This window comes from Paenibacillus sp. WLX2291 (genome assembly GCF_046603665.1).
Classification (GTDB): Bacteria; Bacillota; Bacilli; order Paenibacillales; family Paenibacillaceae; genus Saccharibacillus.
This window is the reverse complement of sequence record NZ_CP176755.1, coordinates 2,915,354-2,934,489: the sequence shown is the minus strand read 5'-3', so window position 1 is coordinate 2,934,489 and position 19,136 is coordinate 2,915,354. Positions and strand designations below refer to the sequence as shown.

Below are 19,136 nucleotides of genomic sequence, written 5' to 3'. Positions count from 1 at the left end.
GATGGAGAGTAGGACGGTATTACTTTATTGATCACCGCGACGTTCAATCGCCTCGGACATCGTTTTATCGGTCAGATGCGCATAGATCTCGGTCGTTTCTGTTGAAGCGTGACCAAGCTGCTCTTTGGTCTTATAAATATCATTTTGCAAATAATAATCGGTGGCAAAGGAATGCCGCAGCTTATGCACCGTCAAATAGGGCTTACCAAAATGCGTGGCGTACTTGATAATCATCGCCTGAATTGCACGCTTGGTCATGCGTTTACCGGAAGATTGTCCATTTGGCTTGGCAACGAATAGTGCTGACTCATTGCGTGGTGTACGGTAACGAGACTCGCGCAATTGCAAATACGTATTCAATTCATCGCGCGCCTGCTCACGGAAATACACAGGCGTTTTGAATGTCTCGTCATTATTACCTTTACGCGATACATACAACATCTTCTGATTAAGATCCAGATCATTCATATTCAAATTCACAACCTCGGACACGCGTAACCCGGAGTTTAGAATGAGACTGGCAATACAGGCATCGCGTTCTCGATTCAGCTCATACGAATACAGTGCTTGTTTGTTTTTGGCAATGGTCTCGCGGTGCCCTTCGAGAATGTAGCCGACAAACTCCAGCAGTTCTTCATCCTCCAGAATTTTCCCTTTTAGCTTGGCAGCGGTATCCTTCGGTTTGTGCAGCCGTTTGACTTCGATTTTGGCCATAATATTACGTTTTAATAAAGGGTAAAAGTCATCATCCTCAGCAATTTGGCTTAAATAATGAAATAGCGAGCGCAGGGAGGACAGCTTGCGTGACACGGTGACACGCGCGTTCGTACTCTCAGCACGGGTCGTCAAATGCAGTCGGTAACCTGTCACATCATCCATTCGCAGCGTCTCTAGTTCTTGCAATTGAATATCTGTAAATGACGTCGCAGTAGATAATCCTTCGGCAATCAACCAGCCAAAAAAGGATTCATAATCCCGTATGTATTCCAGCAATGTGGATGGTGACAGATCGGGCAGCTTATAGCCGATGAACTGCTCTACATACCACGGCATGGACGGCAACTTCTCTTCCAGCTTGCGGCGATCGTTGATTTTCTGTATCGTCATATCGTTGTCTCACCTCATAATTTGATTGTAACACAATGATTTGCTTCCTTGGACATCCACGTTATATAGTAGAAGGAAGGCATGAGATAAATGCCAAAATTTTCATGTGCTGGATGTGTACACACACCGACTGACATACAACGGAGGGGCGATCATGGCGCTATCGCTGGAAATGGTACCAAGAAGCAAGAAAAAAGTCATTCGCGAAATGATGCAATTCTATCTATACGATTTTACATATTATCTGAATATCGAATTGAACGATAAAGGACGCTTCCCTGAATACCCTGATCTTGACGAATTTTGGAGCCGTCCCGGACGCAAATTTCCATATCTCATCTACTCGGATTACCGTATTGCGGGCTTTGCACTTGTTGACCGACTTGGAACCGGAGAAGCTGCGGATTACTATATGACCGAATTCTTCGTACTGCACAAATATAGACGCGCTGGTGTCGGCAAATGGGCAGCCCATCAACTGTTCGACCGCTATTCTGGTCGCTGGAAAGTTACGCAGGTCAGCACCAACATCCCCGCTCAAACGTTCTGGCGCCGTATCATCGGCGAATATACGAGCGGCAATTACCGCGAACAACTTGAACTCGATCACGGCGGACCAAGCCAATATTTTGATTCCAGCCGCATGATGTGAATATACCCAAGCTATAATACCCATAAATTAAAAATAGTCGACGATCACTGCGAACACAGCAATCGTCGACTATTCCTTTTTACATCAATACTATATTACATCAAAATCTTATATTCATTTTTGCGCCGTTACTAGCGCCTGCTCCCGACAAGCATCTGAACAATAATGCTCATGCTCATCTTCACAGCTATCACACACGATATGCTGCAAGTTGCACACCGGGCAGTTCACATAATGATCTGTCGTATCTTCACAGTGGAAGCATTTTCCAACGATTATATCCTCGTCAGTATGGTTAATTGTAACGGAGATGCGCTCATCGAATACATAGCATTTGCCGTCAAACAGCCGACCTTGGACTTCAGGGTCTTTGCTGTAGGTGACGATACCGCCATCCAGCTGAGCAACATCATTAAAGCCTTCTTTTAGCAGGAAGCCGGACAGTTTCTCACAGCGCACGCCACCTGTGCAATACGTCAGAATCTTTTTATCCTTGAACTCACTTAAGTTCTCACGAATCCATTCTGGGAACTCACGGGACGATTCGACACCTGGACGGATTGCACCGCGGAAATGACCGATATCATATTCGTAGTCGTTGCGACCGTCGATGACGATTACATCATCACGTTGCAGCTGCTCGTAAAATTCTTTGGGCGAGAGATGCGTGCCGGTCAGATCGTTCGGGTTTACATCCTCTTCCAGACGGAACGTGACGAGTTCTTGCTTGTGACGAACGAAAATCTTTTTGAACGCATGAACGTCCGATTCGTCGATCTTGAACACCATATCGGCAAAGCGCGCATCAGCACGCATATCATTCATATACTGCTCTGTTTGCTCCCATGTGCCAGATAGTGTACCGTTAATACCTTCAGGCGCAATCAGGATGCGCCCTTTGATGCCGAGGTCTTTGCAATATTGCAGATGCTCAGCGGTTAATGTTTCCGGATCATCAATGTTGACGAATTTATAGAACAACAAAATCCGGTATGGACTTGTAGACATAATTATCACCTTTTATTCAAAAATGGGTAGTGCAGACACGTGAATTTCATATAATCGCAATTTAAAATTTTACGCCTGTTCACAGGCATAGTCAATGAATATGTTGAAAAAGTCATGAAAATGAGAAAATTATTATTTTTTTGTGCTTGGGTTTTCATGCAAGCTTATCTATAATAGGTAAGATGCCGCTCGTCGGCAATTGGAGTATACATCTACAACAATATGCAAAAGAGAGAAGCAAACATTTGGTGTATGAACTGAGGGGTTACGATGAATGTGAACACACTGCAATTTGATCAATTATGCCAGCTGAATGCCAGTCTGGCTCCTTATTCGACTTATGAAATTGGTGGTACCGCGCGGCATCTGGGACAGCCTGCGACGACTGCTGAACTGGTAACATTGTTGGAAGGCAGTAAGCAAAAAGGACTAGGTGTGAAATGGTTCGGTATGGGTTCCAATGTACTGTTCCCGGATCAGCCGCAGGACGATATGCTGTTTCTGTCGCTCAAGCGCCATGTAGAATTGGAATTTTCCACAAATCGGCTGTTTGTGTCGGCAGGAGTACCGATGACATGGCTTGCGCTGATCGGTGTTATGACTGGTATACAGGGGATGGACTTTACGTATTTGCTGCCCGGTACGATGGGGGCGGGCATTTATATGAATGCCAAATATTTTAAACACGATATTAGCGGTTTGCTAGAGCGTGTGTATTATATTGATGTGATGCACCCGGAAAAGGGGATGCAGCAGATTGGCGTAGAGCAATGTCAGTATGCGTACAAGCAATCCATTTTTCAGCAAAATCCGTGGATTATCGTTGGTGCAGATTTGCATATCGGGGAGTACACGCTACCGGAACAAGAGCAATGGGATGAGATTATGCGCGAGATGAGAGAGTCGAGTATCGCGTCGTCGATCTTGCCAGAGTATTTTGCTTATTACAAAAACTGGATTCCGCGTCTAGAAGCAGCGGGTTATCGTGTTCCACAGGCATTTCACGATGTGATCGACGATCGAGGCGGCAAGCATCATTTTGACCATGCGTGTTGTGGATCGGTATTCAAAAATAATTATGATTTCGGTCAGCCGACCGGCAAGCTGGTAGATGAGTTAGGATTGCGTGGTACCCAGCATGGACAGGCACGCATCTCACCGCATCATGGCAATTTTATTCAAAATACCGGTGGTGCAACTGCCAGTGATGTGCTGCATCTGATCAATCTCGTACAGGAAAAAGTAGATGCACGTTTCGGTTTTGTACCGGAGCCGGAAGTTGTAATTTTGTGATTTTATGATTTTTAGAGCATACTAGATTAGAAATGAATAATGTCTTACGCATAAAAAGCTTCACTTCTTCAAGCGGTTCTGAAAACCGTGTAGAGAAAGGGAAGCTTTTTTGCATACGCTAAATGAATGGAAGGGATATGCTCATTCATCCACATAAATGCATGAATATATTTACGTGGATTTACTTAACCATATTGTATAAGCATGGGAGTGACTGTTGTGTAGACATGCGAGTAACATGGACATAGCAACACTATAGATATAATAGCAAAGTGATTAGCGCAGTGACCATTATAGCGGTACTACATAATAAGGAGACGAAACAGAATGAAATATTCAAATAGACGTCCCAATTAAGCTTTTTTGTTATTTTTCGGGCTGTTTTTATTGCCTTTAATAGCTTTGCTAATTGCTTTCCATTTTTGCTTGTCCTGGCGCATTTGTTGACTGTTTTGTTTGCGCTCGTTGAAGGCGATCTCGCGTTTGAGCTTTTGCCAATTGATGTAGTGTTTGGATGAGAGTGTACCATCAGTTAGCGCTTGTTGTACCGCGCAGCCGGGTTCATTTTCATGTGAGCAATCGGCGAAACGACATTGTTCACCAAGCGTTTCAATATCGCTAAATGTTTCTTCTAAACCTTCTGATGCCTGACCAACACCAAGCCCTCGCATACCCGGTGTATCAATGACGATCACGCCATTGGATAGCAGATGCAGTTCACGGTGAGTAGTCGTATGACGACCACGCGTATCGTCTTCGCGAATGCCACCTGTTTTCATTTTCTCCTCACCCGCCAGTGCGTTAACGAGTGACGACTTGCCAACACCAGATGAGCCAAGCAGCACAATCGTCTGACCGGGAGACAGCATCGCGCGAAGTGCCGGTAGCCCGCTGCCGCTCAGACTATCTACGGCAAAGACAGGCACGCCTACCGCTGCGGCTTCCAGTTCATCCAGATAAGTGGACAGATTATGTGCCAGATCTGCTTTGGTCAAAACGATAACTGGACGAGCGCCACTGTTCCAGGCGATTGTCAGATAGCGTTCCAAACGATTGATGTTGAAATCGTCATTGGCTGAACTAACAAGAAAGCAATAATCAAAATTCGCCGCGACGACTTGCTGCTGTGCGTCCGGGTCTGGATCATCTCGCAGAAATAATGTCTGGCGCTGTAAGACGGCATGGATCAGCGAAGTATCGCCCGGATGACTCTCCAGTGCAACAAAATCACCAATCGCCGGACGTTCAGTGCGCAGAGCATCGCGGAAGGCAGAAGTCTTCGGACGTGCAAGCTGTTCACCATCCGCAGATATGACGCGCAGTACGTGCTTGAAGACAGCAGTCACACGCGCTGGAATAAGCGACGTACTTTGCTCCAGCTGATTAAATTGATCTGCAAAATAATCATTGTATCCATAGTCAGACATACTTACAACATAGTTCGTATTCGTATTCGTATTCGTATTCGTATTCGTATTCGTATTCGTGCTTGTGTTGTTATTGTTATTCAATTCGGTTAGCTCCTTTGGATGAAGGGAGCTTATGATACGTTATCCGGTCATGGCTCCCGATTCAGAAATGGTCAAGGGCGTCGGACAGCTGTGAAAAAAAGTAAAGGTTCTCATGATCATCATCCTTTCTGTCGGGATTTCGTGTTCATCATACCAGAATAGGCTAAGAAAGTCATTCCTTTCCTGATAAACTCCTACTTGCCCCATGCAATTCATCACATCGAATTTTACATACTTCTGCATCTATGCCGGATTTTCCAACAATCTATGTAAATGTTGCGTTAGACAAAGGTGATCAAAAAGTACTAAATTTGGTGTTTAAACAAAGTTAAGCCTTTTCAGATAGCGAGAATAAGTTACAATTGGGTTAATCATGTTTTCGTTTTGTAAAATGAATCATTGTAATGTTATGAATGTTTTCACGATTTGATAGTCATTTGCGAATGAAGAAGATGATTTACAGAAACATTACGCTTTGTTCCACATTTCCGATCAACAACAATCATGACGTTGTTGCGTATTCCATAATTCATTTGCGCCATTATTCAATACTATGAATGAAGGCGCGTGAGGAGGAGACGGATGAGGTTGATACGTTCAGGCTTAGGTTCCCGTTTGCAGCGGAGTTATATGGTGTCGTATTTGCTGATTTTTCTAGTTCCATTGATTGTGATTACGATCTTCATCTACCAAAGTGCGGTCAACAGTCTGCGTACTGAGATTGAGCAGTCCAATGTCAATCAACTCAATCAGGTGCGAATGACGATTGACGGGCGTATGACAGAGCTACGCGATATTGCGATTCGTATGAGTTATGACAATAGTCTGACCCGTTATATGGTCAAGCATCCGTATTATAGCAGCGAAGCGATTCGTCGCTTGGATCAATATCGTGCGAATAGTGCAATTGTGGATGATCTACTACTTTATTTTCACAATGATTCGGTCATTTACTCTTCAGATGGATTAAGCGGATTAAATGTCGTATTTGGGAAAACGTACAAGTTCACTGGCTGGGATCAGCAGGCGATCCGGCGTGATCTGAACGAAATCAAGTATCCGATGACTCGCCCTGCGGAAGAGGTGAGTGTCAATTCGCGGCAATCGTCCATGCTGGTACATATGGTGCCGATCAAACCGACCGATGCGTATCCATATGCAACGGTCGTGTATTTGATCAATGAATCGCGTCTGACCGGCATGATGGATTCGGTATTGAGCGACTTCAAAGGTAACAGTTATATTTTTGATAACAATGGTCATGTGCTGACGACGAACAATCATGATACACCGCCAACGCCGTTAGAGCTGGGTACGTTGTCAGGGCTAACATCCGGTATTCACAATATGGAATTGAACGGCAAGCAACAATCGGTGGTAGCGGTAGAATCGCAGGAAAATGGCTGGACGTATGTGACTACGATGCCGAGCGATCAATTTTTTAGCCGTATCTTCCATGTACAGACACTCATTGTGCTGATCTTCGCACTGGTGGCGCTTGCGGGTATTCCAGTGGCATTAATGCTAGCAAGGCGGCAATATGGTCCGCTGCGTGATCTGGTGGAGTTTGCACAGAGCCGTGGTGGTATAACGTCATCCAGTGGAAAAGCATCTGCACAGCCGCTTAACAACGAGTGGGCATGGATTCGTCAGACGCTGCTTGATTATCGCGATCGTGTTGGCTTGCAGGAGCCGTATGTACGGCATCAGTGTCTGTTGATGCTAATGAAGCATGGGCAGCCGGATGATGCAGAAACCGCGCGTCTGATCGATGATCTGGGATTACGTGGTGATAGGAAACGATATTTTGTCATGATTGTATCGGGAGATACACTAATTGCTCGTCGTTCAGAATCATCGCTAGAGCAGAGTAATGTGGAGTTGCTGGATGAGACATTCAGTGCCTATCTGACACTGCCGGATATTTTGAGTGAGGTGCAATTGGAGTCTTTATCTGCTCAGGTGTATGGGGTAGAATACTCGTCCAGCAATCGTCTGGCACTTGCCGTATGCTGGAAGCCGCAGGAGGATGACAATATTGCAAATGGCATGACGGACATTGTGGAAGCTGTGCGCGATATTGTGTTCAATCATTATGGCATACGTCCGAATGTCGGTGTAGGGAATGGATATGAGCAGCTGGAGGCGATCAACCAGTCGTTTATCGAAGCTGCAACCGCGATGGAGTATCGGGTAAGTGGTGATGATGCGAGTGTCATTTATTTCAATCAATTGCATGACGATGATGCGCGACAAGGCAGTGGACAATACTGGATCAGCAATGAATCGCTATTAAAGCTGTCTCAGAGCTTGAAGCAGGGCAATATTCAAGTTGCCAGTCATATGATTCATGTCATTACGACTGGTGTGCACAGTGAATCGCTGCCACTGCCACTGATGCGATGTATATTGTTTGATCTGTTGAATACGGTGCTACGTGCTGCTACCGATGCGGGATTGCTGGGCAGTCTGCGTGATATGCCGCAGCTATCTGCATTCGAGACAGCGGAAGAACTGGAGGGGCGGTTACAGCAGCTGGCTGTACGAATCTGTGCATGTGCGGAGCACAAGCAGGAAACAGAGCAAGTATCGCTCATGGATCAGGTCGTTGCGCATGTACATCAGCAGTATTGCGATTATGCGCTCAGTCTGGAAGCGATATCGCAGCAGTTTTCCATTTCCAGTTCGTATTTGAGCCGGACATTCAAGGATAAGACCGGGCAGACCTTTTCCCAATATATCTGGCAGCTGCGCCGGGATGAGGTTATTCGTCAGATTACGGAAACGGATGATCCACTCAAGGATATTATCGTGCGCGTAGGTTATCTGGATACGGCTAATTTTATCCGCAAGTTTAAAAAGGAAATGGGCTGTACTCCTGGGCAATACCGCAAATTGCATCATGGCAGTGAAGGAGAAGATCATTTACAGGTACGGAATTCCATTTCATAAATGATTGCAATGAAAAAAAGGCAGCCCCTTCGCGGGACTGCCTTTTCTTAGTATGCATTTGAAGTTCTGGGTGACATGTTGCCGGGATACCTGAGTTGTTGAAGGTTGGTAACCGGTTTATTTCAGCGAGTAGGAGTTGGAAGCTTCCATAATATCGCTGTATGCCCAGTGGGAAGACGGAACGTCTTTCCATGACGTTGTACCGGCAGACAGGTTAGCGGTTTTCTCCAGAATTTTGTTCAGGATTGTAACTGCTTGTGCACGGGTTAACGGTTGGTTCGGCTGGAAGCTGGCAGGCGTAATGCCCTGCATCAGACCAGCGGTTACTACACGTTTGATATCCGTTTCTGCCCAGTTGCCGTTAATATCACTTGCAAATGAACTGCCTGTACCGCTCAGACCTTGCCAGCGACTAACAATTGCAGCCATTTCGGCACGCGTAATCAGTTGAGCTGGTGCGAAGGTAGTGCTAGTACGACCTTTCATCAGACCGCTTGCTTGCATGGCATTGATAGCTTGTTTTGTCCAGAAGCTGGACGATACATCGCTATAGTTCACTGTACCAGCTGTGCCTGTACCACCGCTTGCTTGCAGACGGTAGAGCAGGGATGCCATCTCGGCACGTGTGATGCCTTGATCCGGACGGAATGTTTGGTCAGGGTAGCCTTGAATGTAGGCTGGTTTGACGGTGCCGCCTGTTCCGTTATCGGAGTTGGTGTTGCTAGTTGTTGTAGAGTTAGACGCATTCAGCTTATCCATATCGACAATCGTAAACGTACTGAATTTGTTAACGGTGAATTGCAGACCTGTTGTGTTATCGCCATAAGAGACAACTGTCGGTTGCACCAATTCGCGATCACCGTCGCTATGCTCGATAAAGATACGAAGTTGTTGCAGCCATTGTTCGCGATCTGCTGCATTGGTCGGGATTGCGCTGTTATCGACCGGCATTACGAGTTGCACCGGTTGATTTTGCAAATTCGTTTCAATCGTCATCGGACGACCGACAACCGAGATATTGCCATTGCCCAATGCATCTTTTACGATTTGCTCCTGCTTGGCACGATTCGCTACAGCATTTTGCTGAGCTGTCGTTTTTAGCGGGATAAAGTGGAAGTACAGATCACTGTTGATGTTATTCAGAGAAGAAGGTGCTACAGACAGCTTCACATTGTTAGTGCTGATTTCCAAATTCATGACCGTATTTTTCAAATCTTGCGATACATTGAGTGGCAGTGTTACATCCGTTTGCGCTACTTGGTCTGCTGCATCTGGAACGACGAGACGAACCGTTTGCTGTGCAGCGCTTTTCAGCGTATTAATTGCTTGCAGCATAGCTGTAGAATCGAATGTAATCTGATCTTGCATTTGACCGTTCGATTGTACGGTACGTGCTACGTTAGCAGTAGAAGGAACGCTGTTCTTGCCTTTACCATCATCGACGCCCAGCTTCAGATCATTGGAGCTGGAGGCAGAGGAGGATTTGTCATCATCTTTAACAGTTACATTGATGTCAGAGAAAATCTCAGGTTGTGCAGCAGCATACACGTGAATGGTTGCTGTACCTTTGCCAACTGGTTTGAGGACGCCATTTTGTACTGTTACTACAGATGGATTACTACTTTTCCATACGAGTTCTGGATGAGTCGCATTGTCAGGGGAGATCGTCGCTGTCAATGTTTGAGATGAGCCATTTTTCTTGAGAGTTATTGAGTTTTGATTCAAGTTGATAGTAGTGATCGGAACGTTGATTACTTCCGGAATGGAATAATCGCGATCCAGGAATTTCAGTTTAGTCAGATTTTGCATGGGTTGAACGGAACTGGTGTAACCGGTCAGATCAGGCAGGAAGACGATACCGTAAGCATTGTTGGTTTCACCGAGCGATTTGAATTGATTGACGGATATTGGAAGATTATTGAGCAAAGAAGCATCCGCTTCATACACTTCAAATCCGTTTGATCCCATCACATTGACATACAGATTGCCGAGCGGGCTAATTGTCATACCCAGCGTACCGATCGAATACGTGGCTACTAATTCGGCATTGTCTTTCGAATTGGCAGGTAAACGCCAGATTTTGGAACTAGTGACCTTCAGCTTGTTTTGTGATACAGCATTCAGATATAGACGATCTTGACTGTCAAAGGCAAGACCATTGATACCGACCACATCATCGTTAGAGAGATCTACAGGCAATGTGTAATATGTTTGACTGAGTTCTTGCAAATCAGCCGCAGTCATATTGAGTTCTTCGCTATGACGTACATATTTATACTTTAATTTGTAAACGGTAGGGTCGGACACTTTGGAGTAGAACAAATCGCCTTCTTTGTTGAGAGCAAGGGAAACGATCTGATAAGAGTCAGCAATTTTGCTCATTTTGAAGGTTGTCGTAGATACTTTATACAGACCGCGATCATAATCGGTGTAGTACACATAACCATCGTGATAAGCCAATCCGAATGGACGATTCATCTGTACTTTGGTTAATTCTGTAGGTACGGCTTGAACAGTAACTGTACGCATGATTTCTTTGGCTTCGTACTGTTCTGTTGCTGCTACCGTGTAATGGATCGTATAAACGCCGATTACATTACTATCAATGCCTGGTGCAGGAGAACCATCGAGTGTGTAGGTTACTGTCGGAGTCACATCGGAAGGCGACACACTTACACCAGGATCTACAAACGTATCTCCTTGATAAACGTACATTTCGGATTTGCCATTCAAAGTGAGTGTAACATCTACAGATGCTGAGGTTTCTTTGATTAGCTGAAAACTAGAAAAATTAGAATTGATATAGAATCTGCCATCAGGCGTAAAGAACATTCCATATGAATTATAATAATTATTGGTATTGATATCGGAAACATCGGATGAGTGGATTGGCAATTGTCCCAATATATTCGCTTTGATACGATATAGCTTGCTATTGTCGCCACTCATATATAAGTTGCCAAGTGAATCCATCGTAAAGCTGGTAAAGTACGTATCAAAATTGCTCAGTACGACTTGCGGTGTTGTTGTACCCGCAGGCAGTTTCAGAATGCCTTTAGAAGTATAATCCGAAAAATAGATATTATTTTGCTGATCGATAGCCAATCCGTAGATAAAGTTATAGTCAGCTGCATAATAGTAGCTCGTTTTTTTGGAATTGAAATCACTTTCACTTAATGGAAGACTTTGCAGATCATTGTGACTTAACTTATAAATGTTACGGTCACTATCAATCGTATAAAATAGGTCACCGGACGAATTAAGTGCCACTGCCATAAACGATTGATTGGAGCTGACAATGGTCTCGACTTTACCACTGTACAGATTAACTCGGGCAAGGCCTGTTTCACGTTGAGCTACATATACATAGTCTCCATGTTGAGCTGCACCATATAAATATTTAATCGAAATGGTGGACGGATCGATATAATCACCGACTGCCACTATGATTACATCACGAGTCACTTCATCTGCAACACGATCGTCCGAAGTCGTCACGTTGTAATGAATCACATACGTGCCTATTGTGTTGGTATCGATGGAATTTACTGGCTGGTTATTCAGTGTATACGTAGCCTTTGCGGAGAGGTCGTTGTATACATCGTCCTGTACAGTGGTTCCCGGATCGGTAAATGAAGTACCAACCTTCATTCGAATACTAGCATCGCCGATCAGTGAGATTACCGGTTTGCTGCTTGTCGAATTAGTAACGATAGTACCGCCACCGCCAGAATTGGAAGTGGATGAAGAGGTATTACTATTCTCAGTGGAAGTTGACGAATTTTCCGTCGAGTACGTATTGGATGTAACTGTACTGTTGTTGCTGGACGTTTCATTATTGCTAGTATTACTTGTCGTTGTGCTCGATGGATTTTCCTCATCGGCATACACTGACGTAACAGCTGTGCTAGGCAAAGCGATCAAAGCTGCCAAACACAAAATCCCCCATTTTTTCATATGCTATCCCCTTTATTGCATATTTAATCTTGTTTCCGCAATTATATTATCGGCTGCTATGTAACTTTTTGTTAACTAAATAAGTCATTTTTTTTAATTTTGAAATCTATTTGTATATTCCTGTAAAACGCATTGTTCATTATAGAAAAGAAACGAAAATGCTAATATATACAAGGTTATTGCTGCATTTGTTATACAATCTGAACGTAAAAAAGTAGGTGAGGTATAAAAAAGGCAGTCCTATAAAGGACTGCCTTGGCGTACAAGTATTCATTTGGCAAAGATAGAATAGTGAATGTAGACTGAACATCCATAATAAACATAAACTTTTCATAGATGAATACTTGCATATTTATTCATTTCGTAGGATGAAAACCGCAAAAAAATTAGCTATTTTTCCAGCGATCATATGCAGTCTGATAAATCTCAATGATGCGGTCGCTGCCCATCTGTTTTACCGTAGCAAGATACGTATCCCAACCAGTAAGTGGCTCTTGACCTGTTACGAATTTGGCTTCCATCTGTTGGATATACGTATCCATATCAGCACGCAAGCTGGAGATCTCTGCTTGCTCTTCTTGGGTCAGATACAGGATAGGGAATGGAGGCTGCGGATCGTAAGCGAGAATTTTCTCCTCATTTTGCTTGTCGACCCACATGTCGAAGTCTTCTTTCAGCCCTTTTTGCAGATCCTGACTGAGCAGCGTTGGTGCTGGTGTACCATAGTTAGGTGTCAATGTACCACGATAGTCTTCACGGCTGTTATACTGGCTCGGTAGTTCTGTCCATTTCTTCGTGTGATCTTCTTTGTTAACCGTTTCGTACATAAGACCTTCTGGTCCTTTGTCGAACAGCATCGCCCCATCATAACTGTACATATAGTCTACCCAACGCAGAGAAGCTTCTGGAGCTGGATTGCTCTCGGTAATTGCAAATGCACCAGTGGACAGACCCGGATGAACGGCTACAGCAGGTTTGTCAACGGCATCGCTCTTAACGGGAATAAACATAGGGTCTTTGGTCGTTGGTTTCCCGCCATGAGTGAAGTAAGCGTGCCAATCTTGGAACAGACCGAGTTGATTGTTAGCGCCTTTGGCTTTTTTCTGATCTGGGGTTTGCGAGAATGTCTCATGATCCAGCAGATTCTCTTTCCACAGGCGGTTCATATACGTCAGGAATTCACGGTATCCATCTTCCGTACGGGCAAAGTGGACTTTGCCGTTGGCGTCATTGTAGATGTCTTCCCCATAGATGCCCCATGCGCCCAGCAGCCACGAACGAATATCGTCCAGTTTGACGGAAGCGAGCGGGATTTCATCTTTTTTGCCATTGCCGTTCGGATCTTCGTCACGGAAACGTACGAGCAGGTCGTATAACTCTTCCGTTGTCGTTGGCAGATCGGTATCTTTGACATTGAGCGCTTCTAGGAAGTCACCGTTGTACCACATTGGACTGCGGTACCAGATGCTTTGCTCGTTGATAACTGGCAGAGAGTAGATGTGTCCATCCGGTGTAGTGATCGATTTGCGAATTTCGGGATGTTCGTCCAGTACTTTTTTCAAATTAGGTGCGTAGCCGTTGTCGATCAGGTCTTCTAGTGGCAGGAGAATCCCTTGGCTACCATAATTGACTTCGTCTGCTTGTGTCAGCGAGGAAGCGTAGAAGATGTCGGGATATTCACCGCTGGCGAAGACGAGATTCTTTTTCGTTTCAAAGCTATCTAGTGGTGGATTCTCGAATTGGAATGAGATATTGCTCAGCTTTTCCATTTCTTGAAAAGCAGGCATGTCCTTCCAGTTTTGCATACCGACATCGGGACCCATCATACTGAGCGTAATCTTTTCCTTCACGATCGGGAAGCCTTCCTTGTTCACATTGGCAGCAGATTCGGCGCTACCGACTTGTGGCTCAGCGGAGCCGGAACAGCCTGCAAGAATCGAAGTACCGAGAATAAAAGACATGACCAGTGCTGCCGTTTTGGGCGCTTTGAACCGAGCAAACATCGATTTGGATGAACCGGATTGAACACGGGATGGGTGAGTCATAGTATTCCTCCTTCAGATTGGGTTGGAGCAGATAACGCTTGCGACATGCAATGTATGTTGTAAATGGATGACGTATGTGTGGTGTTATCCTTTGACCGAACCGATCATCACACCTTGTACAAAATAGCGTTGCAAGAAAGGATAGATCGCGATAATCGGTAAAGTAGATACGATAATGACTGCATATTTCAGCAGTGCGGCTGCATCCGCGCGCGCATTCATTGCCATCGCTGCTTCACCGCTCGTCGCAGCACCGATTCCGCTACCCGTCATCTCCTGCAAGACGAGAATCTGACGCAATACCATTTGTAGTGGATATTTGGATTCATCATTTAAGTATACCAGTGCGTTAAAATAACTGTTCCAGTGACCAACGCCGTAGAACAGTGCCATTACAGCAATGATTGGCGCGGACAGCGGTACGACGATTTTCCAAAATAACCGCAGATTCGTACAGCCGTCGATATGAGCAGCCTCCTGCAATTCTTTCGGAATCGTGGATTGGAAAAATGTACGGGCGACGATAATGTTCCATACGGAGGCGGCACCCGGCAAGATCAGTGCCCACATCGTGTTGACCATACCGAGATTCTTCACCAGCAGATAGGTTGGAATCAAGCCGCCACTGAAAAACATCGTGACCAGAAACATACCCATAAAAAATCCTCTACCTACAAAGTCAGACCGACTCAGCGCATACGCTGCGGGAATGGTTACGATCAGATTGACCAGTGTACCCACAACGGTGTACAGAATCGTATTGCCATATCCTTGCCAGATCGACTGATTCTCGAATACCCGTTGATACCCTTCAAATGTAATGCCTTTCGGGAACAGCCACATTTCACCGGAATTGACGTATGTCGGCGAGCTGATAGAGGCGCTGACAATATAGACGAGTGGATACAGTACACAGGTTAGCGCAATGGCCAGATAAATGTAATTGAAAATAAGAAAGACGCGGTCAGATGGACTTTCCTTAATTGCAGATGCCATAATCAAATTCCTCCTTCAGTCGGCAATATCGCGGCTTGATTACCACAGGCTGTTCTCGCTCGTCTTACGGGCGACCTGATTGACAGCGATTAACAGTACCGCATTGACTACCGAGTTAAACAGTCCGACTGCGGTTGAGAAGCTATACTGTACATTCAGCAAACCGGTACGGTACACGAATGTATCGATGACATCAGATGAACTCATATTGAGTGGATTTTGCAGCAGCAATATTTTCTCAAAACCGACACCAAGAATACTGCCCACATTCAAAATAAGCAAAATCGTAATCGTCGGAATGATTGTCGGAATATTGATGCTCAAAATGCGACGCCAGCGGCTCGCTCCATCAACAATCGCGGCTTCATGCAGCTGCGGATCGACAGCGGACAGAGCAGCAAGATAAATGATCGTGCCCCAACCCGTACTTTGCCAGACGCCGGATAGAACGTACATCGTCTTGAACCATGCCGGATCAGTGAGAAAGGATGGTGAGGTGAAGCCGAGCCACTCGATCATTTTGACGATAATGCCTGTCGACGGCGAGAGAAAGGTAACGATAATCCCTGCCATAACGACGACCGAGATAAAATGCGGCGCGTACGTAACCGTTTGTACAGTACGCTTGAACCAGCCATTTTTGATCTCGTTAAAAGCGAGTGCCAGCAGGATCGGTAATGGGAAACCGACGATGAGCTGGTAGAGAGAGATGGTTAGTGTATTTTTGATTAGATCCCAGAAGTAGTATGAATTGAAGAAGCGGATAAAATGGTCGAAGCCGACCCACGGACTTTCGGTAATGCCTCGTGCGGGCATAAAGTTTTTGAAGGCGATCTGGATGCCATACATCGGTCCGTAATGAAAGATCAGGAAGTACAGAAAGGCGGGAGCGATTAATAAGTACAACTCCCAGTTGCGCGAAATTCGTTTCCATCTGCCTTGACGTTTATCCCGTACTGAGGATTGGGATAGCCGGTCGACTTGAACCGTATCGGACATATTCTTTTGCATCCTATTCCTCCTTTAGCAATGGGTGACGTTTGCTTGCGATATCTTGGGCTTGTTGTTTAGGGACAAGCGGTATCGCGTTGAGGCTATTGTAAGGAAAGTTGTAATATAGCGTAAATATGTAGAATGTGCTGCCTTCCTTCCTCATGCGGTATAGATGTGTTGTTTTAATAAAGAATACAGAGCGGTACATCCATGAGTAATAAAGCAATAGGAACCTGCTTAAAGCCTGCTGTGACAGGCAATATGTGAAATATGACGTCATGATTGGCTTATTGTGTCACCTCATAATAGAAGATCAAAGTGCGTAATGTAATATTGAAAACGCTATCATAAATGACATTTTAAACATGATGTTAGTTGGTTGCGTTTACATATGTTAGGTTTGAGTTAGACGGGAAAGGGAGAAGCTGCGATTGGAACGATTATGTCTTTCAGTTACTCTTGCTTAGTTCATATCGCTGTATCTTATCTAATAAAATAGCATGGTCGCCCTTCGTAATATCACAGAAAACATATCCTACATCTTATCCGTTCCAATTATTTGTAACTATGAATTATGCAATATACGTTTAACAGACCTATTCATACGTCTAAATAATACATAGAACCATACAACATGAGCTGAACTTTATGAAATGAGGGTGAAACGCATGAGCGATTATTATAACAAAGTAATGGAAAAGATTGTCGGTGTATTTATCAATGAACAGCATGCAGTACAAACGATTCGCGATCTGAAAGCAGCTGGCTTCGAGGAACGCGATATATCAGTACTAGCTAAAAATGCGGAAGACGCACGTTTGATCGAACAGGAGACAGGGGTTGATATTGAAGCGGAGCGAGAGACGAGTATGTCAGAAACGACCGTATTCGGTGGATTGGCAGGAATGTTGGCTGGCATCGGTACATTTGCCATTCCAGGCGTTGGTCCTATTCTGGCAGCCGGACCGATCATCGGCATGTTCACGGGTGCTCTGTTCGGTGCAGGAGCGGGTGGACTTATTGGCGCACTAATTGGCTATGGATTATCTGAAGAAGATGCACACCGCTATCATGATCAGTTGGGCGATGGAAACATTCTGATTCTGGTTGCAGAAGCAGCTGGACGGACGACAGAAGTGTACGAGATTTTCCGTCAAAATCATGCTGCCAATGTGCAAGATACGCAAGAATAGAAGCTTAGCAGCAGTACAATATTCCATTTGTTTGAAAACCATAATCAAGGTTAATAGTACACTGAGTGCGCAATCATTCGCACGGTTTACGGTTCATAATGATATCTAAAAACTGAAAGATAAATACGCGTGAATGCGAAGGAGGAAACATCATGTTGAACAACGAGCACAACCGTAATGACAATCTTCAGGACGAAACCCGTAAAATCGTAGGTGTATTTGTAAACGAGGAAGAAGCAAGTCAAGCCATTCGTGATTTGAAGGATGAAGGCTTCTCGTCGGACGATATTTCCATCGTCGGGAAAAATCGCCGTGATCTGCGTGAATTGAGCGAGGAAACAGGCACCAAAGCACCGGAAGGTCTGGCAACAGGCGCAGCAACCGGTGGTGTTATTGGTGGTGTCGCGGGTCTATTAGCAGGACTCGGCATCGCCGCGATTCCAATCTTTGGACCGATTATGGCAGCTGGACCGATTGCTGTAGCATTGACAGGGGCAGCAGCAGGTGCGGGCGCCGGCGGTCTGGTAGGCGGACTGATTGGTCTAGGTATTCCAGAAGAAGAAGCTAAGGAATATGAAACCAACATTAATGAAGGTAACATTCTGGTGATGGTCGATAGTGCAGCCGGTAACCGTGGTCGCATCTATGACGTCTTCCGCCGTAACAATGCTACCAACAGCCGCTATTTCGACACAACTGCAACAGCAGCGACTACTACTGTAACTGATGCTACAGGTACGCCACCGATTCAAGGTAGTGATGATCATGTGAACGGTGTGTTCACAACAGAAGAATCGGAGCAACGTTTGCATCGCAATGATCCTCCCATTCAGGATCGCAATCTGGCAGATCGCAACGAGTGGAATGAATCCGAGACCGATCGTAATATGCGTGAAACATTGCCACTTATGGATGGTCAGGAAGATCGCGATATGTTAAATGAACCGATTCGTCGTACCGAAACGAATGGTTTGGACGAAGCAAATCGCCGTCTGAATCAAGATGATCCAGGTACAAGTCAGGCAGCATTAGAAGCACAGCGTCTGAATCGTACCGGTCAACCGGTAGATCGCGACCTGAATATCAGTACACCTACTACCGGTGTTGGTACAAGTGGCGCGCTTGGTGCGAATATGGATAATACCGAAGCTGTGCGGGATACCGATTATGATCGCACAACAGAAGATGAATCATTACGCGACAAAACCAAAGATCTATTAGAACGCGGTAAAGATAAAATCGACCGTACGCGTAAATAACAGTTGGACTGTTAAAGAAGATTGGTCAAAGAAGAGGATGCGGAAAAGTGATGTTCTGTTCATTCTTCGTTATGCTTGATGTATGTTTATAATACGATAATATAGCAAGATGACCAGATAGTTGTTTGCAGCTGTCTGGTCATCTTTTTTTCATTGTAGTAAAAAGCAAA

The 19,136-nt window shown here is 45.0% G+C and carries 12 protein-coding genes; 5 read left to right on the top strand and 7 right to left on the bottom strand.

Annotation, left to right across the window (positions count from 1 at the left end; all coding sequences use genetic code 11):
- Positions 1-24 precede the first annotated feature (24 nt).
- Positions 25-1,107, bottom strand: coding sequence for a tyrosine recombinase XerS (gene xerS, locus ACDE64_RS12440; RefSeq protein ID WP_411346966.1), 1,083 nt, complete (start codon positions 1,105-1,107; stop codon positions 25-27).
- A 154-nt stretch (positions 1,108-1,261) separates the two neighbouring features.
- Between xerS and ACDE64_RS12435 the strand changes: the two genes are divergently transcribed.
- Positions 1,262-1,759, top strand: a complete 498-nt coding sequence (locus ACDE64_RS12435; protein ID WP_411346965.1) for a GNAT family N-acetyltransferase — start codon at positions 1,262-1,264, stop codon at positions 1,757-1,759.
- Between the two features lie 114 nt (positions 1,760-1,873).
- Here the strand turns inward: ACDE64_RS12435 and ACDE64_RS12430 are convergent, their stop codons facing one another.
- Positions 1,874-2,767, bottom strand: coding sequence for a rhodanese-related sulfurtransferase (locus ACDE64_RS12430; protein WP_411342514.1), 894 nt, complete (start codon positions 2,765-2,767; stop codon positions 1,874-1,876).
- 270 nt (positions 2,768-3,037) lie between these two features.
- Between ACDE64_RS12430 and ACDE64_RS12425 the strand changes: the two genes are divergently transcribed.
- A complete protein-coding gene (locus ACDE64_RS12425) occupies positions 3,038-4,060 on the top strand; it encodes a UDP-N-acetylmuramate dehydrogenase (RefSeq protein ID WP_411346964.1) in 1,023 nt (340 codons plus the stop codon).
- Positions 4,061-4,413: 353 nt separating this feature from the next.
- Here the strand turns inward: ACDE64_RS12425 and rsgA are convergent, their stop codons facing one another.
- Entirely contained in the window at positions 4,414-5,487 is a 1,074-nt protein-coding gene (rsgA, locus tag ACDE64_RS12420) for a ribosome small subunit-dependent GTPase A (RefSeq protein WP_411350288.1), read from the bottom strand.
- A 666-nt stretch (positions 5,488-6,153) separates the two neighbouring features.
- On the opposite strand from rsgA, the gene ACDE64_RS12415 reads away from it, so the two are divergent.
- Complete coding sequence (locus tag ACDE64_RS12415; protein ID WP_411346963.1) at positions 6,154-8,523, top strand: helix-turn-helix domain-containing protein; 2,370 nt, start codon at positions 6,154-6,156, stop codon at positions 8,521-8,523.
- Positions 8,524-8,640: 117 nt separating this feature from the next.
- Here ACDE64_RS12415 and ACDE64_RS12410 read toward each other — a convergent pair whose 3' ends face one another.
- From ACDE64_RS12410 to ACDE64_RS12395, 4 genes are all read right to left on the bottom strand, one after another.
- Positions 8,641-12,480 (bottom strand): S-layer homology domain-containing protein, encoded by a 3,840-nt coding sequence (locus tag ACDE64_RS12410; protein WP_411346962.1) that lies wholly within the window; start codon positions 12,478-12,480, stop codon positions 8,641-8,643.
- Positions 12,481-12,866: 386 nt separating this feature from the next.
- Complete coding sequence (locus ACDE64_RS12405; protein WP_411342511.1) at positions 12,867-14,525, bottom strand: ABC transporter substrate-binding protein; 1,659 nt, start codon at positions 14,523-14,525, stop codon at positions 12,867-12,869.
- A gap of 84 nt (positions 14,526-14,609) precedes the next feature.
- Positions 14,610-15,521, bottom strand: coding sequence for a carbohydrate ABC transporter permease (locus ACDE64_RS12400; protein ID WP_367058333.1), 912 nt, complete (start codon positions 15,519-15,521; stop codon positions 14,610-14,612).
- Between the two features lie 39 nt (positions 15,522-15,560).
- On the bottom strand, positions 15,561-16,532 hold the full coding sequence (locus ACDE64_RS12395; protein WP_411342510.1) for an ABC transporter permease: 972 nt from the start codon (positions 16,530-16,532) through the stop codon (positions 15,561-15,563).
- Positions 16,533-17,182: 650 nt separating this feature from the next.
- Between ACDE64_RS12395 and ACDE64_RS12390 the strand changes: the two genes are divergently transcribed.
- Positions 17,183-17,707, top strand: a complete 525-nt coding sequence (locus tag ACDE64_RS12390) for a general stress protein (protein WP_411342509.1) — start codon at positions 17,183-17,185, stop codon at positions 17,705-17,707.
- A 152-nt stretch (positions 17,708-17,859) separates the two neighbouring features.
- Positions 17,860-18,966 carry a general stress protein gene (locus ACDE64_RS12385; protein WP_411342508.1) on the top strand — a complete coding sequence of 369 codons (1,107 nt, stop codon included), beginning with the start codon at positions 17,860-17,862 and terminating at the stop codon, positions 18,964-18,966.
- Positions 18,967-19,136 lie beyond the last annotated feature (170 nt).